Source organism: Proteus hauseri ATCC 700826 (genome assembly GCF_001654965.1).
Lineage (GTDB): Bacteria > Pseudomonadota > Gammaproteobacteria > Enterobacterales > Enterobacteriaceae > Proteus > Proteus hauseri.
Map to the genome: position 1 here is coordinate 198096 of NZ_LXEV01000021.1, position 22402 is coordinate 220497.

At 36.9% G+C, this 22402-nt stretch carries 24 protein-coding genes and 2 tRNA genes; 14 read left to right on the top strand and 12 right to left on the bottom strand.

Annotated elements, in window-relative coordinates:
* Positions 1-21 precede the first annotated feature (21 nt).
* The 7 genes from sufC (at position 22) to M997_RS08810 (ending at position 5774) form a co-directional block, all read left to right on the top strand.
* Complete coding sequence (gene sufC / locus M997_RS08780; RefSeq protein ID WP_064719739.1) at positions 22-768, top strand: Fe-S cluster assembly ATPase SufC; 747 nt, start codon at positions 22-24, stop codon at positions 766-768.
* Positions 743-2050 carry a Fe-S cluster assembly protein SufD gene (gene sufD, locus M997_RS08785; protein WP_064719740.1) on the top strand — a complete coding sequence of 436 codons (1308 nt, stop codon included), beginning with the start codon at positions 743-745 and terminating at the stop codon, positions 2048-2050. The genes sufC and sufD overlap by 26 nt, the downstream gene beginning before the upstream one ends.
* Before the next feature lie 8 nt (positions 2051-2058).
* Positions 2059-3297 (top strand): cysteine desulfurase SufS, encoded by a 1239-nt coding sequence (gene sufS / locus M997_RS08790; RefSeq protein ID WP_064719741.1) that lies wholly within the window; start codon positions 2059-2061, stop codon positions 3295-3297.
* A 25-nt stretch (positions 3298-3322) separates the two neighbouring features.
* Positions 3323-3751, top strand: a complete 429-nt coding sequence (gene sufE / locus M997_RS08795) for a cysteine desulfuration protein SufE (RefSeq protein WP_064719742.1) — start codon at positions 3323-3325, stop codon at positions 3749-3751.
* Positions 3752-3869: 118 nt separating this feature from the next.
* Positions 3870-4787 (top strand): L,D-transpeptidase family protein, encoded by a 918-nt coding sequence (locus M997_RS08800; protein WP_064719743.1) that lies wholly within the window; start codon positions 3870-3872, stop codon positions 4785-4787.
* A 172-nt stretch (positions 4788-4959) separates the two neighbouring features.
* Complete coding sequence (locus M997_RS08805) at positions 4960-5214, top strand: hypothetical protein (protein WP_064719744.1); 255 nt, start codon at positions 4960-4962, stop codon at positions 5212-5214.
* A 137-nt stretch (positions 5215-5351) separates the two neighbouring features.
* Positions 5352-5774 (top strand): hypothetical protein, encoded by a 423-nt coding sequence (locus M997_RS08810; protein WP_064719745.1) that lies wholly within the window; start codon positions 5352-5354, stop codon positions 5772-5774.
* A 183-nt stretch (positions 5775-5957) separates the two neighbouring features.
* On the opposite strand, the gene M997_RS08815 is transcribed toward M997_RS08810, so the two are convergent.
* From M997_RS08815 to M997_RS08840, 6 genes are all read right to left on the bottom strand, one after another.
* On the bottom strand, positions 5958-6194 hold the full coding sequence (locus M997_RS08815; RefSeq protein ID WP_064719746.1) for an Lpp/OprI family alanine-zipper lipoprotein: 237 nt from the start codon (positions 6192-6194) through the stop codon (positions 5958-5960).
* Positions 6195-6460: 266 nt separating this feature from the next.
* Positions 6461-7519: a linear amide C-N hydrolase gene (locus M997_RS08820; protein ID WP_064719747.1), complete on the bottom strand. Its 1059-nt coding sequence runs from the start codon at positions 7517-7519 to the stop codon at positions 6461-6463.
* Between the two features lie 170 nt (positions 7520-7689).
* Complete coding sequence (gene pykF / locus M997_RS08825) at positions 7690-9102, bottom strand: pyruvate kinase PykF (protein ID WP_064719748.1); 1413 nt, start codon at positions 9100-9102, stop codon at positions 7690-7692.
* 450 nt (positions 9103-9552) lie between these two features.
* Positions 9553-9629 (bottom strand) — tRNA-Val (locus M997_RS08830).
* Between the two features lie 28 nt (positions 9630-9657).
* Positions 9658-9734: transfer RNA gene (locus M997_RS08835), tRNA-Val, on the bottom strand.
* 150 nt (positions 9735-9884) lie between these two features.
* On the bottom strand, positions 9885-11258 hold the full coding sequence (locus M997_RS08840) for an MATE family efflux transporter (protein WP_064719749.1): 1374 nt from the start codon (positions 11256-11258) through the stop codon (positions 9885-9887).
* A 308-nt stretch (positions 11259-11566) separates the two neighbouring features.
* On the opposite strand from M997_RS08840, the gene M997_RS08845 reads away from it, so the two are divergent.
* Positions 11567-12229 carry a riboflavin synthase gene (locus tag M997_RS08845; protein ID WP_064719750.1) on the top strand — a complete coding sequence of 221 codons (663 nt, stop codon included), beginning with the start codon at positions 11567-11569 and terminating at the stop codon, positions 12227-12229.
* Positions 12230-12347: 118 nt separating this feature from the next.
* Here M997_RS08845 and cfa read toward each other — a convergent pair whose 3' ends face one another.
* Positions 12348-13502 carry a cyclopropane fatty acyl phospholipid synthase gene (cfa, locus tag M997_RS08850; RefSeq protein WP_064719751.1) on the bottom strand — a complete coding sequence of 385 codons (1155 nt, stop codon included), beginning with the start codon at positions 13500-13502 and terminating at the stop codon, positions 12348-12350.
* A gap of 306 nt (positions 13503-13808) precedes the next feature.
* Positions 13809-15032, bottom strand: a complete 1224-nt coding sequence (gene punC / locus M997_RS08855; RefSeq protein ID WP_064719752.1) for a purine nucleoside transporter PunC — start codon at positions 15030-15032, stop codon at positions 13809-13811.
* Positions 15033-15151: 119 nt separating this feature from the next.
* Between punC and punR the strand changes: the two genes are divergently transcribed.
* On the top strand, positions 15152-16054 hold the full coding sequence (gene punR / locus M997_RS08860; protein ID WP_064719753.1) for a DNA-binding transcriptional activator PunR: 903 nt from the start codon (positions 15152-15154) through the stop codon (positions 16052-16054).
* A gap of 21 nt (positions 16055-16075) precedes the next feature.
* On the opposite strand, the gene purR is transcribed toward punR, so the two are convergent.
* Positions 16076-17101: an HTH-type transcriptional repressor PurR gene (gene purR / locus M997_RS08865; protein WP_064719754.1), complete on the bottom strand. Its 1026-nt coding sequence runs from the start codon at positions 17099-17101 to the stop codon at positions 16076-16078.
* 268 nt (positions 17102-17369) lie between these two features.
* On the opposite strand from purR, the gene cydH reads away from it, so the two are divergent.
* Positions 17370-17453: a cytochrome bd-I oxidase subunit CydH gene (gene cydH / locus M997_RS17935; protein WP_103004765.1), complete on the top strand. Its 84-nt coding sequence runs from the start codon at positions 17370-17372 to the stop codon at positions 17451-17453.
* A 131-nt stretch (positions 17454-17584) separates the two neighbouring features.
* On the opposite strand, the gene sodB is transcribed toward cydH, so the two are convergent.
* Positions 17585-18163, bottom strand: coding sequence for a superoxide dismutase [Fe] (gene sodB, locus M997_RS08870; RefSeq protein WP_064719755.1), 579 nt, complete (start codon positions 18161-18163; stop codon positions 17585-17587).
* 257 nt (positions 18164-18420) lie between these two features.
* Between sodB and M997_RS08875 the strand changes: the two genes are divergently transcribed.
* Both M997_RS08875 and M997_RS08880 read left to right on the top strand, forming a co-directional pair.
* A complete protein-coding gene (locus M997_RS08875; RefSeq protein ID WP_064719756.1) occupies positions 18421-19200 on the top strand; it encodes a nucleotidyltransferase domain-containing protein in 780 nt (259 codons plus the stop codon).
* Positions 19201-19440: 240 nt separating this feature from the next.
* The gene (locus M997_RS08880) at positions 19441-19779 is read left to right on the top strand and encodes a Grx4 family monothiol glutaredoxin (RefSeq protein WP_064719757.1); all 339 of its coding nucleotides are present in this window, start codon (positions 19441-19443) and stop codon (positions 19777-19779) included.
* Positions 19780-19901: 122 nt separating this feature from the next.
* Here the strand turns inward: M997_RS08880 and rnt are convergent, their stop codons facing one another.
* On the bottom strand, positions 19902-20543 hold the full coding sequence (gene rnt / locus M997_RS08885; RefSeq protein WP_064719758.1) for a ribonuclease T: 642 nt from the start codon (positions 20541-20543) through the stop codon (positions 19902-19904).
* 95 nt (positions 20544-20638) lie between these two features.
* The gene (gene gloA, locus M997_RS08890; protein ID WP_064719759.1) at positions 20639-21046 is read right to left on the bottom strand and encodes a lactoylglutathione lyase; all 408 of its coding nucleotides are present in this window, start codon (positions 21044-21046) and stop codon (positions 20639-20641) included.
* A gap of 182 nt (positions 21047-21228) precedes the next feature.
* Between gloA and M997_RS08895 the strand changes: the two genes are divergently transcribed.
* Both M997_RS08895 and slyA read left to right on the top strand, forming a co-directional pair.
* Positions 21229-21468, top strand: a complete 240-nt coding sequence (locus tag M997_RS08895; RefSeq protein ID WP_064719760.1) for a DUF1289 domain-containing protein — start codon at positions 21229-21231, stop codon at positions 21466-21468.
* 453 nt (positions 21469-21921) lie between these two features.
* Positions 21922-22350 carry a transcriptional regulator SlyA gene (gene slyA, locus M997_RS08900; RefSeq protein ID WP_064719761.1) on the top strand — a complete coding sequence of 143 codons (429 nt, stop codon included), beginning with the start codon at positions 21922-21924 and terminating at the stop codon, positions 22348-22350.
* Positions 22351-22402: the final 52 nt, after the last annotated feature.

Here is a 22402-nt window from a genome sequence, read left to right on the forward strand (position 1 = left end):
TCAATACCGAAGGCATATATTATGTTAGATATCAAAAATTTACATGTCAGCGTTGAAGGCAATGAGATCCTAAAAGGATTAGATTTGCAGATTAAAGCCGGCGAAGTACATGCAATTATGGGGCCTAATGGCTCAGGTAAAAGTACATTATCAGCAACACTTGCTGGTCGTGATGAATATGAAGTTGATGATGGTACTATTACCTTTAAAGGCAAAGATCTATTAGCGCTAGAGCCAGAAGAGCGGGCGGGTGAAGGCATTTTTATGGCATTTCAATATCCAGTTGAAATTCCCGGTGTAAGCAATCAGTTTTTTTTACAATCCTCTGTTAATGCTGTAAGAGAATATCGTGGTTTAGCGCCATTAGATCGTTTTGATTTTGAAGATTTTATTGAAGATAAAATTGCGCTACTTGATATGCCACAAGATTTGTTAACGCGTTCTGTTAACGTTGGTTTTTCTGGCGGCGAGAAAAAGCGTAACGATATTTTGCAAATGGCAGCGTTAGAGCCTGAATTATGCATTTTAGATGAAACAGATTCAGGGCTTGATATTGATGCGCTAAAAATTGTCTCTAATGGCGTAAATAGCCTACGTGATGGCAAACGTGCCTTTATCGTTGTAACACACTATCAACGTATTTTAGATTATATCAAACCTGATTTTGTGCATGTGCTGTATCAGGGGAAAATCATTAAATCAGGTGATTTTTCATTGGCGCAAAAATTGGAGGAACAAGGTTATGGCTGGCTTATTGACCCTCAATGAAAAGCGTGAAAAACAGCGCCAAATAGAACAGCGCAACCAACAGGCACTGAAAATGTTTGCTGACTTATATCACCAACGCAAAGGTGAAGATAATTTGCATTCACGTAACCACTGGTTAGAAGTCGAAAAAGTGGGTTTTCCTATTTATCGCCATGAAGATTGGCACTACACGCCTCTTGATGAAACGTTAAATCAGCAATATCAATTATTGCCCCCCTTTGATGTACAAAACATTGTAGTTAAGCAAGCGTTACCGTTAGATTGCTATCGTATTGTTATGGTGAATGGTACTTTTTCACCAACGGAGAGCACTAAAGATTTTGGCCCTTATCAGATTACGTTATTAGATAGCCAAAGTGAGTTACCCGCAGCGATAAACGGAGAAGTGTTTTTACACTTAGTTGAGAGTTTGGCGCCACATCCGCTGCTAATCACCCTAAAGTCAGGGGTTATTGCCGACAAACCGCTCTATATTCTTAATATTACTCAAGGTAATGATATCGCTGAAGTAAATAGTGCCAATTATCGTTTCCATTTTGAAGTTGGCGCGAATGCACAAATGCAGGTGATTGAACACTATATTAGTGATAATGACGACAATCGCCATTTTACAGGTGCAAGATTAACAGCAAATATTGGTGATAATACCTCGTTTAATCATATTAAATTGGGTTTTGAAAATGCAGTCAGCCAGCACTTTGCTCATAATGATTTGGTGGTTGGCCGAGATGCCAGGGTTGATAGTTATGCTTTCTTATTGGGAAGTAAACTCACCCGACATCACACCAGTTCAGCGTTAAAAGGTGAAAATACCGAGCTTTCGATGAACAGTGTGGTATTGCCTAAAGCGGGTGAGATTGCTGATACAAGAACATGGTTGATGCATAACGAGAAAAATTGCCAAAGTCGTCAACTGCATAAAACTATTGCAATGGATGCAGGTAAAGCGGTGTTTAATGGCATGATCACGGTTACGCCTAAAGCGTTAAAAACGGATGGTCAAATGACCAACAATAACTTGCTATTAGGCGAAAAAGCACAGGTCGATACCAAGCCACAGCTCGAAATTTATGCTGATGACGTAAAATGTAGTCATGGTGCAACAGTGGGTCGTATTGATGATGAGCAGCTATTTTATTTACGCTCTCGTGGTATCTCATTGAGTGCAGCACGTAAGATGATTATTCATGCTTTTGCAGCTGAACTAACTGAATCGTTAGAAAATAGCATAATTAAAGCGCATGTATTGGATAGAATTAATCAGCGCTTATCCGAGGTATAACCGTAATTATGACGCAATTTATTGAAAAAGCACGTAGTGACTTTCCTATTTTGTCACAGCAAGTAAGAGGTAAGCCATTGGTTTATCTCGACAGTGCAGCTAGTGCTCAAAAACCTATTTGTGTAATAGAGCATGAGAAAAATTTTGCGTTAACACAATATGCCGCGGTTCATCGCGGCATTCATACGTTAAGTGCAGAAGCGACAACATTAGTTGAGAATGTGCGTAAACAAGCTGCTGATTTTTTAGGCGCTAATAGCGAAGAAGAGATAGTTTTTGTTAAAGGAACAACCGAAGGCATTAACTTAGTCGCTAACACATATAGCCAGCGCTTTCTTAATGATGGCGACAATATCATTATTACTGAAATGGAGCACCACGCTAATATCGTGCCTTGGTTTATGTTATCGAAACAATATGGTTTTGATATTCGCATTATTCCAATGTTGGAAAATGGTCAATTAGATTTAACTAAGTTGCCGGAACTAATTGATGAGCGTACTAAGTTACTTAGTATTACTCATCAGTCTAATGTATTAGGTACAGTAAATCCTGTTGCAGATATTATTCGTGATGCTCGTCAATATTCGGCTCAACAGGGGGGTGAGTTACATATTTTGGTTGATGGTGCACAAAGTGCAATGCACCAGCTGATTAATGTCTCACAAATCGATTGTGATTTTTTTGTTTGTAGTGGTCATAAACTTTATGGTCCCACTGGTATGGGGTTGTTGTACGGCAAAAAAGCGATTCTTGATGAGTTACCACCTTGGGAAGGGGGTGGTGCAATGATTAAGCATGTACATCTTAATGGTGATATTACTTATGCTGATGCACCTTGGCGCTTTGAGGCAGGAACCCCTAATATTATTGGTATAATAGGGTTAGGTGCAGCATTAAATTATCTCACCAAGCTGGGAATGAACGTTATTGCAGAGCATGAAAACAACCTTATGCAATATGCCCAAGAGCAATTGAAAAAAGTAAAATCGTTAGTACTTTATGGTAATGAAAACCGTCAAGGTGTAATCGCGTTTAATTTGGGTAAACATCATGCGTATGATGTAGGTACTTTTCTTGATAATTATGGCATTGCTATTCGCACAGGACATCATTGTGCGATGCCAATTATGGATTTCTATCAAGTGCCAGCGATGTGCCGCGCTTCATTAGGTTTGTATAATAGTAAAGAAGATATTGATACATTAGTGAACGCACTGTTACGTGTTGAGATGTTATTAGGTTAAAGAATAAAAAAGAAAGAGGCTATTTATGGCAGTTGCCAACTTACCCGATGAAACAAAATTACTGCGCAATTTTTCTCGTTGTCAGGACTGGGAGCAGCGCTATCTGTATATGATGGAATTAGGTGAACGCCTTGTACCATTAACAGATGAACAACGTACCAGTGCAAATTTTATTGAAGGTTGCCAAAGCCAAGTTTGGATAGCTGTTGAATTGAATGAGCAAAAGCAGCTGGTACTTGTAGGTGATAGTGACGCAGGTATTGTAAAAGGGCTGGTGGCGTTGGTGATTATTTTGTTTCAAGGTAAAACAATAGAGCAAGCATTAGCAACAGATGTAAAACACTATTTTGCATCGCTCGAACTTGAAAGTCATTTAACGCCATCTCGTACACAAGGCCTACATGCTATGGTTACGACGCTTATTAAACGATTTTCAGATTACACTGTAGCGTAAATGTTATCTAATCTCGTGGTAATATTCTAAACTGGCTTAATATATAATAAGAATAAAGTACTATAATCTTATTATCATGATAGCCAGTTTACTTTATTTCTAAAATACGGGATCAATGATGAATAAATGGTTAACCCTATTGGGTGTAGCGCTGTTAGGGATGAGCAGCCACTTATCTTATGCAAATGAATACCTGTTACCTGCTGATGGTGAGCGTATTATTGGTGAAAATTTTTCGTATATAGTTCCCGATGATAAACGCCCACTAGAGGCTATTGCGTCCGAATACCAAGTGGGATTGCTCAATATGATGGAAGCCAATCCAGGTGTTGATCCCCTCTTACCTGCTGCAGGTAAAACCTTAACGATCCCATTACAGATGATTTTGCCTGATACTTTACATAAAGGCATTGTTATCAACCTTGCTGAATTACGCCTTTATTATTATCCCAAAGAGGGCGGAACTGTTGATGTTTATCCTATTGGAATTGGTCAATTAGGGCGAGAAACACCTGAAATGGTGACATCGATTTCTCAATTAATTAAAGATCCCACTTGGACACCGACGGCGAATATTCGCAAAAACTATGCGGCTAAAGGGATCACGCTACCGGCTGTCGTCCCAGCTGGCCCTGAAAACCCAATGGGAGCATATGCCCTAAGATTGGCACATAGTCGAGGTGAATATCTTATTCATGGTACTAATGCTGATTTTGGTATTGGCTTAAGAGTGAGTTCAGGCTGTATTCGTTTAAGACCAAATGATATTGAAACGTTATTTAATGTGGTACCTAAAGGTAGCCGTGTTCAAATAATTAATAAGCCGATTAAATTTACTGAAACCGCAGATGGTAGACAATTTATTGAAGTTCATCAGCCATTATCTCGTAACGCAGATGATGATCCACAAACCATGCCATTGACGTTTACTAAACAATTTAATGAGTGGTATGAAAGCGGTAAAGTAGATAAAGATAAAGCAGATGCAGAAATTATTCGTCGTTCAGGATTACCTGTAGATGTAACTGCCTATTAAGTTTTTAACAACAGTAATAAATAATAAAACAGATGCTTAAGGCATCTGTTTTTTATGTAAGGGGTAGGGTTTAAAGCTAAATAATAGGATAAAAGGCGCATTTTCAACATTAATTCAACAAGTTTTCATTAATATCAATAATATCTTTTATTGATATAGGAACGTTGCGATTATGGAAGTTAATTCAAGAAATAATACTAGTATTTTTGCACGTATTGCCTCTAGTATTGAAAATAAATTTAGTCAATTAGCCGATTCATTAACGTCAATTAAAAATAGTGGCAAAATATTTTTGTTTGGTAGTGAAGATCGTAAAAATGAAAATATAAAATTGATATGTGCAGAAATTATTCAACGTAATTCTCCAATGTTAAACAATAAATCTGAAACTATAAATGAATATAAATTATCTTTTAAAAAAATATAAGTATACGATATAAATATAAAATTGGTTCTAAAAGTGTCAATAAACTATTTAATATAATAAAAAATGAATTACTAAATCAGCATGATAACAAACTAGACCTGAGAACGGGTCATAGAAATAAAGAAGTTAATTTTATATTGGCTACATTGTATGAAATTTACAAACAAGAAAATTATCTTATAGATAAACATTTTGAATCGCAAAAGAATAAACAGCTAGCGCTAGTGAAGGAACAGCAAGTGCTAGTGAATGAGCAGCAAGGGCTAGTGAATGAACAGCTAGCGTTAGTAAATAAACAGCTAGAAAATGAAAAGGCTATTTCATCTACAAGCTCATATTTAGTATTAGGTATTGAATCTTTAATTAAAGATAATTTTCTTATTCAAGAAATTAAAAATGGGAAAATTAAAACAGTTAAACTTGATAAAAATAAAATTGTTAGTTTTCTTAAGTGTATTAATGAAAGACATAAAGACGAATTAGATAGTTATAAGAAAGAGGTAGGAGAAAAAATAAAAGGAAAAGTGGTTAAAATTAGTCCGTTAGGTAAAGATTTTTAATTACTCAAGTTATTTTAAATAGCTTAAAAAATTTAACACAAAAGTGGTATGAAGCTCGCATAACAATGCGATATGAGATATAAAACAACGCCCTAACATAAGGTTAGGGCGTTGTTGATATATCAAAAGTTTACAGTGTTAATCAGGCTAATTGATTGGCTTGATTATAAGTAAACAGTCACCTTATTTTTTATAAGTAGTAACTTGGTTATCTAAACGCTGATTTGCACGAGCTGCTTCGTCGTAAGCTGATTTAGCTTCAGCACGAGCAGACTGTACATCACCGCTTAACTGCTGAACTTGTGTATTTAAACGGCTTACATCAGAAGAGATTTGATCTAATTGAGCATTGTTGCTGGAGCAACCCGCTAATAAGCTCGAAGCCACAATTACCGCACCCAGTACTAGTTTCGCTTTCATGGTAACAACCTCTATTATTAGTTTGTTTAAAGGAACAAGTAGCATTTTTATATGAAGCTATTAATAAGTATGGCACAGTTATAAAAAAGTGCCGGATTTATTTATAACTCACTACTTACTCAGTATTTGAACAATAGGAAAAATAGCACCTAAAACGCAAATATTCAGTACAAAAAATGCGTGTTGTTTCACAAAAGAATTTTATTCATAAAAGTCTGATAGAAAAACATTTTATCTGTAGTTTTTCATTTTTATCAAAATTATGTTTATAAAACACCTTCTAAATTTACTTTAACAAAAATTGCCTCTGCTTCATTCTTAAAGGATTCAAGTGTGAATTTTTGAAAATTTAAATTGTTATATCCTCTAAAGAACATGATCCCTCTTTTTAAATCAGTCAATGTTGTCCAAACTGAAAACTCACTAGTATGAAGAGCTTGCAGTGTGTCATGACCTAATAGTGGGTCAATAGTCGAATTTTTAGGACGATCAAATCGGTTCATAATATGTGCTAATTCAACTAATTGTTTATCAGGATCAGAGACTTTGTGGTAATAAGTCGTGTAGTAAACAGCACGAATAAATCTATCTACAGAAGTATCAGAACTTGGTAATGTCACTAAAGCAATGCCACTGTCAGGTTGCTTAACCTTGATATTGCCTAGTGTATTGGTAGAAATATTAATATTAGAAAGATGGGTGTAATTATTTAAATTAGTTAAATGCCACGGAAATAATGGGCCATTTGTCATGCAATAGGTCGGGTTATCATAAATATGTAATTTACCCTCGGAAACTTCAACCACAATACAAGCACCAGTGGTGTCATAAAAAGCGTAATGGAAAGGGCTTGGTAAATTACGTAACAGTAACAGTTTTTGTGACCAAAAAATGGTTTGAGGAAGAGCCTGTTTTAATTCCTCGACTGTTGCATATTGAGCTAAAGCCCATTCGCCAATAGCCGCAATAGGCACTGAATTAGCGTAATCTTGAGGATTAATATCATCAAGTTTTGAATCAGGTAACATATTTAAGCTAAAAGAGAGTCCTTGAGAATTTACACCTTCCAGTACATCTTTTGTACCTGCAAGATTAATTGGCGCAGTGATCGCCATAAAAGGGTATTTTACAGTATATTTTAAGCCAGGAGTTCCATCAGGGGCATTCTGCTGGAATGTATGTCCTGTAGGATAATATGCAAATATTGATGCTGGTTTATCTGCTGAAAACTCCATTGTTCTGCCATGATAAACTCGATTTTTTTTATCAGTAATAGCAAGTGTGGTACAAGCAAACACATTTCCATTTATGTTGTCGTTTGACATTTTATATCCTTCTTTAGCGTGTATTAATAAAAAGACTCATTAAAAAGAATAGAAGAAATAAACGTTATATGAGAAAAAAATAAGCAGGTAGAGAGAAAAAGATGAAGCATGGAACAAATAAAAACGCCACTGCAAGAGTGGCGTTGAGATAATTTAAACGTTAAGTAAAATTACAGAACGTGGACAGAAGAAGTATTCGTGGTTCCGCTATCAACCAGTGCGCCTGTTACCATAACAACGCGATCACCTGCATGCGCTAAACCGCTTGCTAATGCAGCTTCTTTACCAATACGGTAGAAATCATCAGTAGATGCAATTTCTTTTACTAATTGAGTTGTTACACCCTTAACTAACAGTAATTGACGAGCTGTTTCTTCGTTATTAGTTAATGCTAAGATTGGCGCAGTTGGGAAGTATTTACGAATAGAACGCGCTGATTTACCACCATAAGTCGCAACAACAATCAGTGGTGAATCTAAGTTATCAGCCATTTCTACTGCGCCACGACATACTGCTTCAGTGACACGCAGTTTTGCGCCAACTTGGCTAAGGTCAAGGCGTGATTTCATAATACGGTCAGTACGTTCACAGATAGTCGCCATAATAGTTACAGCTTCTACTGGGTATTTACCTTTTGCACTTTCGCCTGACAGCATAACGGCATCTGTACCATCTAAGATAGCATTTGCAACGTCACCCGCTTCTGCGCGAGTAGGGCGTGGGTTTTTGATCATTGAATCTAGCATTTGCGTTGCAGTGATAACTACTTTACGCGCTGCGTTACATTTTTCGATCATCATTTTTTGTGCGAAGATAACTTCTTCTACAGGGATCTCAACACCTAAGTCACCACGAGCAACCATGATACCGTCAGAAGCTTCTAAGATTTCATCAAAGTTATTAAGACCTTCTTGGTTCTCAATTTTTGAGATGATCATGATGTTTTCGCCGCCGTGTGCTTTTAAGTGCGCACGCATTTCTTCAACATCAGAACGTTTACGAATAAATGAAGCCGCAACAAAGTCAACGCCTTGCTCACAACCAAAGATAAGGTCTTGTTTATCTTTTTCTGCTAGTGCAGGTAGGCCGATAGAAACACCTGGTAAGTTAACACCTTTGTTTTCGCCTAAGTCACCGTTGTTTAATACTTCACAAACAACTTCAGTAGCAGTAACGGCAGTTACTTTCATGCCGATAAGACCATCGTCAACCAATACTGTGTTGCCGACAGCTAAATCTTTTGCAAAGCCTTCATAAGTTACAGCGACACGATCTTTATTACCAACAACAGACTTGTCAGTTGTGAAAGTGAAAGTTTGACCTGCAACTAGACTTACATCGTTACCACCTTCTAATTTGATGGTACGGATTTCTGGGCCTTTAGTGTCTAATAAAATGGCTGCTTTTTTGCCTGTTTTAGCACAAATATTGCGAAGGTTTTTGATACGGTTGCCATGTTCTTCATAGTCACCGTGAGAGAAGTTAAGACGCATAACGTTCATGCCTGCGTCCAGTAATTGATTCAGTTTTTCTTCAGATTCGGTTTTTGGCCCGATGGTGCATACAATTTTTGTCTTTTTCATGGCAGTCTATTTAATGGTTTATTGTAATGGATGAATAGGGAGTAATGCCGCTGTTTATTAATTAACTATACATATAACAACAAAACGCTAGTTAGGTTAGTTGCGCAACATGTTAATGAATCAGCAACATCATAAAATCCTTGTTACTAATTTGCATCGAGGGTTTGCAGATATCATACATTATAGTCTATCACGGTTCATTTGTTCTTTTTTCTAAAGGTGCCCGTAAATCAATGCGCTGAAACCTTTCAACAAAATTATGTTTCGTATTATAGAGGTTAATTTCTATGAATAAAATGGAAAAAAGATAAATTTAAGCGATGTGATCAAAATACGGTGTTGACTGCTTGTTTTTTAAGCATTTTGTTGCGCAATAAAATATTGCAAGCAAAATGAATTATTTTGTAGGGAGGGTAAGAAGAGTAAAAATAAGAAAGTAGAGAATAGAAATGGTGCGTCCAAGTGGACTCGAACCACCGACCCCCACCATGTCAAGGTGGTGCTCTAACCAACTGAGCTATGGACGCACTGTATTGTGATGTTGTTCAGATTAAATGGTGCGTCCAAGTGGACTCGAACCACCGACCCCCACCATGTCAAGGTGGTGCTCTAACCAACTGAGCTATGGACGCATTGTTTATTCTGGATGACAACGGGGACGAATATTAGCGAGATGATTTGATTCTGGCAAGAGGAAAAACACAAATTTATATTCAACTGCTCGTATTTAAAGCTATTTGTTGATATTTGTGTCATTCCTTTGCCCAGATAGAGTCTAATACTTAGCGTTCAGAACGATGTAACACAACTTCATCAGGTTGACGTTGGATCCACCAAATACGACTTCCCATCATAATTGCAGAGGCAGTTAAACCAAGAATAAAGCCAATCCAGAAACCTGCGGGACCCATCGCCTCGACTATATAATTAGTTCGACCTAATAAATAACCCGAAGGTAGACCAATAATCCAATAGGCAGTAAACGTTATAAAAAAGATAGAACGTGTATCTTTATAGCCACGTAGCACACCAGAGCCTATTACCTGCACTGAATCTGATAACTGATAAAGTGCTGCAAATAACATTAGGTGTGAAGCAAGTGTAACAACCTCTATATCATCGTTATACATTAAGGCAATTTTTTCTCTAAATAGGATGGAGAAAATAGCCGTACAAGTTGCCAACATTAAACCCACTGCTAAACCAGTAATCGCCGAGATACGTGCTTGCTCAGTTGAACGTTGCCCAAGGTTATGGCCAACGCGAATAGTTGCAGCAATACCTAATGATAATGGAAACATAAACATCAGTGAGCTAAAGTTTAATGCGATTTGGTGACTTGCTACTGCGGTAACCCCTAGAGGTGAAACTAATAGCGCCACAACAGCAAATAGAGTGACTTCAAAAAAGAGTGCTAACCCAACCGGCAGCCCTAAGAAAGTAATACGTTTTAGCGTATGAAGGTCGGGGGCAACAAAGCGTTGTTTAGGAAGAACGTCGCGTTGTGTTGGTGCTCGGCGCACGTAATAGCGCATCATCAAGAACATCGCCCAAAAAACAGATGCTGTCGCTACACCACAACCAATCCCCCCTAATTGTGGCGCGCCAAATTTACCGTAAATAAAGGCGTAGTTAACTGGGATATTAATCAGTAATCCCACAAAGCCGATAATCATGCCAGGTTTAGTTTTGGATAATCCTTCACACTGACTTCGCAAGACTTGATAATAAAGACAGCCCGGCGCACCCCACATAATAGCGTGAATAAATCCGATAGCTTTTTCTGCTAATTCAGGGTCAATATCTTCTTGAGCTTCAATAATAAACCGAGAATTATAAAGAATTGCAATAACCATTATCGATAAGAATGTGGCTAGCCAAAAACCTTGCTGGGTACGATTAGCAATCAGTTTTCGTTGTCCTGAGCCATTTAATTGGGCCACAATTGGCGTCAGTGCCATTAATATGCCCTGGCCTAAAAGGATGGTTGGTAACCAAATTGACGTACCGACAGCAACCGCAGACATTTCTGTGGCGTTAACAGCACCCGCCATTACTGTATCGACAACACCCATTGCGGTTTGGGAAAATTGAGCGATGATAACTGGGATACCAAGAGCAAGTAAGCTACGCGCTTCTTTTACGTACTTTTGCACGCATACACCTTTATTAATTATAAGAGAACGGAAGGGGGAGAATGAACGCCCTATTGTTAAAATGACGTAAAATGATCCTCAAGAGCGCTTATTCTAATGATAAAAGTTTAATTATCAATGAAAGATGTGACGTTTTTCAAACACAGAAATTTGATAATTTTTTACCTGCTTTTACGCTATATTTAACGGCAATAATTGGTCAGGAATAAAAGCGGTAATTGTTCCTTTGTATTAATAATAGCTATGTTATCCTAAACAGTATCAACCTAATTAGGGTAAACCAGTTTGTAGAATCAAGGAGATGTGAGATGTTTACAGGTATTGTTCAGGGAAAAGGGCGGGTTGTTTCCATTGAAGATAAAGGTGATTTCCGTACTCATATCATTGAATTACCAGAAGCGTTAGTCCAAAACTTAGAAACAGGAGCTTCTGTTGCTAATAATGGCTGTTGTTTAACAGCAACTAAAATTGAAGGTAATCAAGTTAGCTTTGATTTAGTTAAAGAGACATTACGTTTAACTAATCTGGGCGAATTAAACGTAGGTTCTGAAGTTAATATTGAACGAGCTGCAAAGTACGGTGATGAAATTGGCGGGCATGTTATGTCGGGCCATATTGTAACTACAGCAGAAGTTGCAAAAATTATTACTTCAGAAAATAACCTACAAATTTGGTTTCGCATCTTTGATAAAGAACTGATGAAGTATATTTTGCATAAAGGCTTTATTGGTATTGATGGTATTAGTTTAACTGTTGGTGATGTGGTCAATAATCGTTTTTGTGTTCACTTAATCCCTGAAACAAAAGATAGAACGACATTAGGTCGTAAACGTCTTGGTGATAAAGTCAATATTGAGTTAGATCCACAAACACAAGCCATTGTGGATACGGTTGAGCGTTTTATGTTGCAACAACAAGCACAGAAACAAGAATTACCTGTTGAACAACAGGTTGAGAACGAAGAAAAATAAAACCCTGATTATATTGTTTATGTTTAATTTGTTTATCGCCCATTATTCCTAATCAAATAGATGATAAAAAGCCAGCACTTAAAGAGACTGGCTTTTTACTTTTTATGACAGTTAAAATTTAACGCGGCGTGTGTAATCCACCTATTTTACCTTTAGGGCTTAACATTATTTGCCATAATTGAATATCTCTGGCACGAAAAGCACCGGCACAGGCATTAAGATAATAACTAAACATACGTTTAAATCGAGGCGTGTAGTTAGATTCAATATCAGGCCAACAAGCAAGAAAACGCTGATACCATGCCATTAACGTTTTATCGTAATCGGCACCAAAGTTATGCCAATCCTCCATAACAAATTTATTATCCATAGCTTGTGCGATTTTTTGAATGGAAGGAAGGCAACCATTTGGAAATATGTATTTACTGATCCAACTATCAACATTCACTTTATCGCGATTAGAGCCGATGGTATGGAGTAAAAATAAACCATCTTCTTTTAAATTACGGCGTACAACATCGAAATAAGTCGCGTAATTCTTAGGACCGACATGTTCAAACATTCCTACTGATACAATGCGATCAAATTGTTTATATAAATCACGATAGTCTTCTAAAATAATATCGACATCCAGTCCTTGGCAACGTTGTTGAGCTAATTTTTGTTGCTCCACAGAAATTGTGACACCTGTAACTGAAACGCCAAAGTGTTTTGCAGCATATGCGGCAAGCCCGCCCCAGCCACAACCAATATCTAATAATGTCATATCTGGTTGAAGAGCCAGTTTCCGGCATATTAAATTTAACTTGTGCTCTTGAGCTAATTCTAATGAATCTGCATTTTTCCAATAGCCACAAGAATATTGCATATTAGGATCTAGCATCGCAGTAAAAAGATCATTACCAAGGTCATAATGCTCTTTGCCCACCATCCATGATCTTTTCTGTGTTTGCAGATTAAAGAGACGAGCGACAGCTATTTTTAGGATGTCGTGAATATTTTGCGGGAGTTTGTTTTCAAGTCCTGCACGTAAAACCTTATGAAAGAATATATCGAGCCGTTCACAATCCCACCAGCCATCCATATAGCTTTCACCGAGACCTAATGAGCCTTGTTGTAATACTCTTTTATAAAAATTTTTGTTGTGAACCTGAATATCATAAGGTTCTGAACCATTGATGCGAATATCTGCTTGAGAAAGCAGCTCGGTTGCTATTCGTTGGTAAGAATTATTGGAGGTCTTTCGGCCTTCTTCTACACAAGATGTACTCATATACTCTCCGGCGTAAACTAAGCGGGTTTTGAGTTATGAATCAAAGAAAGGATGTGTGCAGATTTGCTGTGTTAAATGGGATCTTATTCAAAAAGTGTTGTATGAATAGGATTAATAAAATAACTAATCTGACATAATCAGGCAATGATCCGTTAATGCACCTCAAAATCCGAAAGAAAATTGAACAAAACGCTATAATTGGCGTTTGTTAAGTATAGGGACGTAGAATATTTTTCTCTAGAAAAGAAAAAGGTCATTTTGTAAAAATGACCTTTTTTGAGAATTATCTTAAAAATGTAAAGAGCGTTATTCAGCTGTTTGAATTGTGTGTTTGCTAACGGATTTATTGCGTTGAATAAAGTAGCCGACTGCCATTGGGATAGCTGTTAACGCCATAATTGCGGTGGTGTTAATCAAAGGCTGGTGGCTAATAAAGGCTGAAACAATAAAGCTTGCTAAACTACAAAGCCCTAATTGAAGCGCATTTTGTAACGCTGCCGCTTTACCACTGATTTCAGGATAAGCAGATAACGCATTAGATACCGCAATTGGATAAGAAGCACCATTCATTGCGGCCATAATACAAAATGGAATTAAAATAGTGGTTAATGTTGGTTGAGTTAACTTCGCAACTAAAAATAGTGCGGTCATACTAACGGCATAACCTATTAACAATAATGGTAGCAGTGATTTGCCAGTCATTTTAGACAGTAAGATACGACAGCCATAACCACCAACCATAAAGGCGATAGTTTGTGGGATATAGCTTAAGCCAATATCTTGAGGGGAATAGCCCATTTTTTCTAAAATGATAGGAGAACCCGCTAACCAAGCAAAGAAACCGGCGCTACAAGAGGCATAAATTAAAACGTTACCGCTGTAGATAGGTGATTTTAGTAATGTCATAAAAGAGGCCGAAGCTTGAGCTGAGCCATTCTCTGTAACAGGTTTTTGTTTAATATTTTTCAGCATTAAGGTTGGTAGCATTAGAACGATAGTTACCGCCATTAATAAAATAAAAATCATACGCCAGCCACCATGTTGTAAAAACCATGCACCAATAAGAGGGGCTAATGCAGGTGATAAAGCAACCAGTGGCATAATTAAAGCAAAAACATGCTGTGAACGAGATTCATCAAAGCGGTCAATAACTAATGCTTGCCAAATTACAGCAGCAGAACAAACACCAAAGGCTTGTAAAAAACGCATTGCAAGTAAGCTGGTTGCACTATCAACCCAAAGCATACCAAGGCAACCGAAAGAGAAAAGACTTAAACCGATTAACAGAACAGGCTTACGACCAATTTTGTCAGAAAGAGGTCCCCAAAGTAATTGAGCAATAGCAAAACCGAATAAAAAGATACTTAAACTATTACTGATCGCGCCTTCGCTGATTGAGAGTTCCCGTTGCATCATACCGAATGCAGGCAGGTACATATCAATAGCTAAATAACCCAACATGCTTAGGCCAGCAAGGTAGACCATAAAGCGCGCAGGTGTTTTTGTTTGTGTGGATGTATTTAAATTCATTTTAATTTTCTATGTTATGTGATGTAGAACATTTTATATATTGTAACTAAGACCTATTTTACTTGTGAAACGGGAATATTTGGTTAATGCTGTGAAAAATTTTCAAAGGAATAAACTTTATGTGGTCAGAATACTCTCTAGAAGTCGTTGATGCTGTCGCTCGAACAGGAAGTTTTAGTTCGGCCGCTCAAGAGTTACACAGAGTACCCTCCGCTGTTAGTTATACTGTTCGACAATTAGAGGAATGGCTTGCTGTGCCTCTATTTGAACGCCGCCATCGTGATGTCGAATTAACGGATGCGGGTAAGATTTTTATCAAAGAAGCCCGTTCTGTTATCAAAAAAATGAATGACACTCGACATATGTGTCAGCAAGTCTCTAATGGTTGGCGCGGACAATTTAGTATAGCAGTAGATTGCATCGTAAAACCGGAAAGAACACAACAACTTATTCTTGATTTTTATCGACATTTCCCCGATATCGAACTTTATGTCTATCCTGAAGTGTTTAATGGGGTGTGGGACTCATTGGTTAATGGGCGTGTTGACCTAGCAATTGGCGCCACCAGAGCATCGCCAATTGGCGAACGATATAGCTTTAAAGATATGGGATTTATGCCTTGGCGCTGTGTTTGTCATATTGATCACCCACTGGCTAAAGCAGAACATCCGCTAACCGACGATGAAATGCGCCCTTATTCAAGCCTTTGTTTAGAAGATACCTCGCGTAGTTTGCCAAAGCGTGATACTTGGGCGTTAAATAATCAGCGTAGAATGGTTGTCCCTACGTGGAATATGGGATTGGAGTGCTTACTTGCAGGATTATGTGTTGGTATGGTGCCATTGCATAGAGCTGAGCCATTAATCGCTCAAGGAAAGCTAGCTGTGCTTAAATTGGCACAGCCATTACCTGATAGTCCTTGTTGCCTCACTTGGGTCGATAAAAGTGAGTCACCAGCTTTGTCTTGGTTATTAGATTATCTTGGTGATAGCCAAACCCTAAATGCGGAATGGCTTCGTTAAGTCAGTCAAGATACTGTTTAATTAACGGCGGTAATCGATGAATGGGCCATCAGCAACAGAGCGGCGCTCAACTAATCGGGGATGAACTTCGATAGTTTGTGCGTCTTCTCTTTTGTTAACTATCCGATCAAGCAGCATAGATAACGCCATTTGACCTAAGCGTTCTTTGGGCTGATGAACGGTTGTTAATGCGGGGGTAAAATAGCGAGCATTACGAATGTTATCGTAACCAACAATAGAAATATCAAATGGTACACGCAGACCTAATTCATCGGCTGCACAAATAGCACCCATTGCCATGACATCTCCACCACAGAACACAGCTGTAGGGCGATGTTTTTGATTTAGCATTTGATACATTGCTTTGTAACCAGACTCTGGTTCAAAATCACCTTGTACAATCCATCCATCTTTTACAATGATTTTCGCTTCTTCCATTGCTTTCAAAAATCCCTGAAGACGTCCACCACCCGTATTACGCTCTAATGGGCCAGGAATAATACCGATATCGCGATGGCCACGCTCAATTAAGTAGCGGCCTGCAATATATCCACCATGAAATGCGTTATCAATAATGGTATCAGTAAAATCACCCCGAGCTTTTCCCCAATCCATTACTACCATTGGAATATTACGATAGCCTTCTAATAGAGAAAGAAGGTGATCGGGATATTCAGAGCACATAACTAATAATCCATCGACGCGTTTTTGCGCTAGCATCGCTAAATAAGCTTTTTGCTTATCTAGATTATTATGTGAGTTACATAATATCAGTGTATAACCTTTGCTATAACAGCTATTTTCAACAGCTTCAATCACTTCAGCAAAGTAAGGAGCTTCACTGGACGTGGCTAACAAGCCAATTGATTTGGTGTGATTGACTTTTAAACTACGCGCAACAGCACTAGGCGAATAATTTAATTCTTTAATAGCGGCCCAAACTGCTGCTCGGGTGTTCTCAGCAACAAAACGTGTTTTGTTGATAACATGAGAAACAGTCGTGGTTGACACTCCTGCGCGTTTTGCCACGTCTTTTATTGTTGCCATGGTGTGAAAAACTCCTGACCTTCATTGGTCTCTTTTAATCTAATTTTGTGGTTCTGCTGCCAGTATAGTCATACATAGGGCGAATACTGGCAATAATTTAGCTGTTAGCTATGAATTTTGTATGATCTAGCTCAAAAGTGGAAGTATTAATCAATGTTATAAATTGTGCACTAGTCGCTATATTAGCAAATTGTGATATGTGATAATAATTAGCCATGACAATGTTATGGTTAATAACGTGTATTATAATCATTTTGAGGGAGAATAAATGGATACGGATCTGAAATTTGGTTTGAGTACAGCAGTTGCAGCACTCGTCATGATTGTTTTATTTTCTACAATGTTGTTTTAATCACTGTTTTATATAATATCAGGTTATTTTTAATTATAACTAATCGGATATCTGTAAATAACAAAGGGCCTAAGGCCCTTTGTTATTTTGCCACCAAACGCCAATAATTGATCTTTGGTGGTTAAGAGAGATTAAGCAAAGTTAGCTTCAACAAATGACCAGTTAACCAGTGCCCAGAACTCTTCTAAGTATTTTACACGCGCATTACGGTAATCGATATAGTAAGCGTGTTCCCATACGTCAACCGTTAACAGTGGTTTGTCATTGCTAGAAATGGGTGTCGCAGCATTAGAAGTATTAACAATAGCAATTGAGCCATCTGCTTTTTTCACCAGCCATGTCCAACCTGCACCGAAGTTTTTAGCCGCCGCATCGTTAAATTGTTTTTTGAACTCTTCAAACGAGCCAAATGCTTTGTTGATAGCATCAGCGATTTTGCCTGTTGGCGCGCCACCTGCATTTGGTGCTAAGCAGTTCCAGTAGAAAGTGTGGTTCCATACTTGAGCTGCATTATTAAAGATACCACCATCAGTAGATTTGATGATTTCTTCTAAAGATTTGCTTTCTAAATCAGTACCTTTAACCAGATTATTCAGGTTGGTTACATAAGTTTGGTGGTGTTTGCCATAGTGATACTCTAAAGTTTCTTTAGAGATATGTGGCTCAAGAGCATCTAACGCATAAGGTAATTTTGGTAATTCGAAAGACATTGCGTACTCCTTTATACTATCTATTTCGGGTTTTGTGCCTAAAATCATTCCATCAAAATCATCTGAATTGATAAAATGAGGCAAATGAATTACTAATTTGTTGCTATTTTGCTAATTATTTTAACAAAAACTTGCTGAAATAACAGCTAAATATCTTTTATCCATTATCATAACAAAATATAAGCTTACATCTTGTCGAAATAAAGGGGTTATATTAAATAGGGTTAATTATACCGATAAATAATTAAGAGGAAAAAATGGCGGTTGATAAAAATGGATATATTTCTGTGTTGGCAATAAAGCCAATACAGAAAGAGTATCAGGCACTCTTAGTGTTTGTTCAATCTCGGTTATTAACACTTTATGAAAGTCACATTTGCAGCATTTTTGTTTATGGTAGTGTGGCAACAGGTGCTGCAAAGCCGCCAAGATCAGACCTCGATCTTTGTGTTATTTTAGATAAAGACATTGATGACATAGATAAATTAAATATGGTCAATATAGCGCAACAGGCTATTGAGCTTTATCCAATTGTACCTAAAGTTGATTTTGACATTGCCTCTAAATCAGAAGTGCTACTACGAGAAAATATAACTAGTTGGGGCTATTGGTTAAAACATCATTGTCGCCATATTTATGGCGAAGATCTCTCTTTACAATTTTCCTTGTTTAAACCTTCACGAGCGGTTGCCTATGCCGTAAATGGTGACTATTTGACGCTACTTTCTGATTACCTTCTAAGAATTGAACAAACTAACGACTTAAAAACCTTTTTAAAATTATCAAAAGAGGCATCTAAGAAACTCATTCGATCTACTAATATATTGAGAGCGCAAGAAGGGGGGGATTGGCCTGACTCACTGGATGAACATCTCTCTAGGCTTATAAAAATAGAGCCTAAATTGGTTAAGGAGTTGATATTTTTTATGAAGCATATCGAGCTAGGTATTTATCAAAAAAATGAGTTTCTTATCCAAATGAAAAATACAATTTCATTTTTATCCGCTGTAGAAAAAAATATAAATGAAAAATTATAGCGATTCATTTGGCAAGAAAGAGCAAACAAAATATGCACAAAAAAATAACTAATATGCTGATTTAATTGTCATGTTCTAGTGGAGTATGAGTCATTTGTCTAGTACATCTTTCATTCTAATCTTATGATTTTAATCAGTATTAAACTTATATAGAGCTTTCTAATATAAAGTGGTATTCTTCTTTCATGTTTTCACCAATATAAAACATATTGAATATAAAAGGTTGTAAGGACGTAATAAATGACGACTATTGAAAAAATTGAACGCCAGATTAAAGAAAACCCAATTATTTTATATATGAAAGGTTCACCAAAATTACCAAGTTGTGGTTTTTCTGCACAAGCTGTTCAGGCACTTTCTGCATGTGGTGAGCGTTTTGCTTATGTTGATATCCTGCAAAATCCAGACATTCGTGCAGAATTACCAAAATATGCACATTGGCCAACTTTCCCTCAATTATGGGTAGATGGTGAATTAGTCGGCGGATGTGACATCATTTTAGAAATGTATCAGCGTGGCGAATTACAGAAGTTATTAAAAGAAACCGCTGATAAATATCGCGATGAAGAAGCAGAATAATTGATTTAATTTTACAATAAATTAAACCAAAAGATAAAATAAAAGCCAGTTTCAGTATCTATAAATCTGAAACTGGCTTTTTCGTTTAACCATGACTTCAAAGCTATTGATTTAAAATTTAATTAGTTTTGGGGCGGTAAAGGCCAACCACCTAATTTTTTCCAGCGATTGACTAATTCACAAAATAACAGTGAGGTACGGTTAGTATCGTATAACGCACCATGAGCGAGTTTACTATCAAACGGAATTCCCGCAGTTAAACAGGCCTTAGCTAAAATGGTCTGCCCTAATACTAATCCACTCAATGCAGCAGTATCAAAAGTTGCAAAAGGATGAAATGGATTACGTTTTAAACTTGCTCGCTCAGCTGCCGCCATGACAAAGCTATGATCAAAATTAGCATTGTGTGCGACAATAATAGCACGATTACAATCGGCATCTTTCATGCCTTTGCGCACCATTTTAAAAATAGCGTGCAACGCTTCATATTCACTCACTGCACCACGAAGCGGGTTTGTTGGGTCAATGCCTGTAAATTCTAAGGCTGAAGGTTCTAAATTAGCGCCTTCAAAAGGTTCAACGTGAAAATGTAGGGTGTTATCTGGTTTTAACCAACCCTGTTCATCCATTTTTAATGTAATCGCTGCTATCTCAAGTAAACCGTCAGTTTTTGCATTAAATCCACCGGTTTCAACATCGATAACAACAGGGTAGTAACCACGAAAACGGTTACACAATTCATTTGGGTTATTTTTATCAGGCATTAAATTATACTTATCCGATAAAAGTGAATATCGGAAATTAACAATAAGCAGAAACCAAAAAGACAGATTTACTGCCTTTCTGGTTAAAATAAAAATTAGTGACCAAGTGCGCGACTGGCATTTTTATTTTCGATTAATTCGATTTTATACCCATCTGGGTCTTCAACAAAAGCAATAATGGTGGTGCCACCTTTTACAGGTCCTGCATCACGGGTGACATTACCACCAGCTTGGCGAATCGCATTACACGTTGCTGCAACATCATCAACACCAAGTGCAATGTGACCAAAAGCAGTACCCATTTCGTAGTTATTGACTCCCCAGTTATAGGTTAATTCAATCACCGCGCCGCTGCTTTCATCACCGTAACCAACAAAGGCTAACGAGTATTTATATTCCTCATTTTCGCTGGTGCGTAGAAGTTGCATACCCAGAACCTTAGTGTAAAAATCGATAGAGCGTTGTAAGTCGCCTACACGAATCATGGTATGAAGTACTCGCATATAAACCTCTCGTGTTTGTTTAATGATTAACCCTACAGATAAACTGATGGCGCAGTACTATAACGCTTTCAAGCCATAAAATTCAATTTTACTACTTCGCTATCAGTAAACTCACTATCAAAGCAGATAATATCTCTATTAACTATACTCTATAGTAACAAACAATTAGGAGGAAAAATCAAATGCAACAACAATTAGAATTTTTTGATATTCCTAATCCATGTATTGGTCATTGTGAAATGAATATACAAGGGTACTGTATTGGCTGTTATCGTAATAGACAGGAGCGTTTTAATTGGGCAACTATGAATCAACAAGATAAAAGAAATGTACTACGTCTGTGCCGTCAACGTTATTTAAGAAGTGTACAAAAAATAATAAAAGAGACAGAAAGTGAAAATGAACAATTAGATCTTTTTTAGTTCTCTTATTATTTTTTAAAATTTAAAATAATAATATAGAGTGTAAAACTTCCTTGTTACTCGCTGGGTTTAATTAATTTCTGATATTCTATTTGTTTTAATAATAATAATATTATTTGAAATTATTTTAATTATAATTGATTATAATTTGGTGAATTTTAAAGGATTTATCATTCTCTTTGATATTGAATGAAATTATAATAACAATTATGTAAAAAAATATAGATTAGTTTTTATAACGAGGTTATTCTTTATAAAATTTAATTTTAGAAAAAGAAGAATGCTTAATTGAATCTAATGAAATAATTACCCAATATAATATATAGGATTGAAAACTTAATTGTAATAATGCAAATACTAAAGAGAATAGATAAGTTAAGAAAAGTTATTTTAAAAGTATTATCTGAAATTTTATAAAATTCTGACTCAGTATGCTAATTTAAGGAGGGATAAGTGGAATCAACATTAGGAGCAGATTTAGCGCGTTTAGTCCGATTATGGCGTGCATTGATTGATCATCGTCTCAAGCCATTAAAACTGACTCAAACACATTGGGTAACGCTGTATAACATTAGTCAATTACCTCCAGAGCAGTCACAAATACAATTGGCTAAAGCAATAGGAATTGAACAGCCTTCTTTAGTAAGAACTTTAGATCAGCTGGAAGAAAAAAAATTGATTTGCCGACACACTTGTGCAAATGATCGTAGAGCAAAAAGAATTAAATTGACCGCAGAATCAGAACCTTTTATTAAAGAGGTTTACACTGTTATCGAAAAAACACGCCAAGAAATATTAGGTGGCATTCAACAAGAGGAAATTGAAACATTAGTTATTTTAGTTCAAAGATTAGAGAAAAATATAAATAGACTACACGATTAATTATTTTTAATTAAATATATGTCATCTAAGAATGAATGGGGCAAAGTATGCC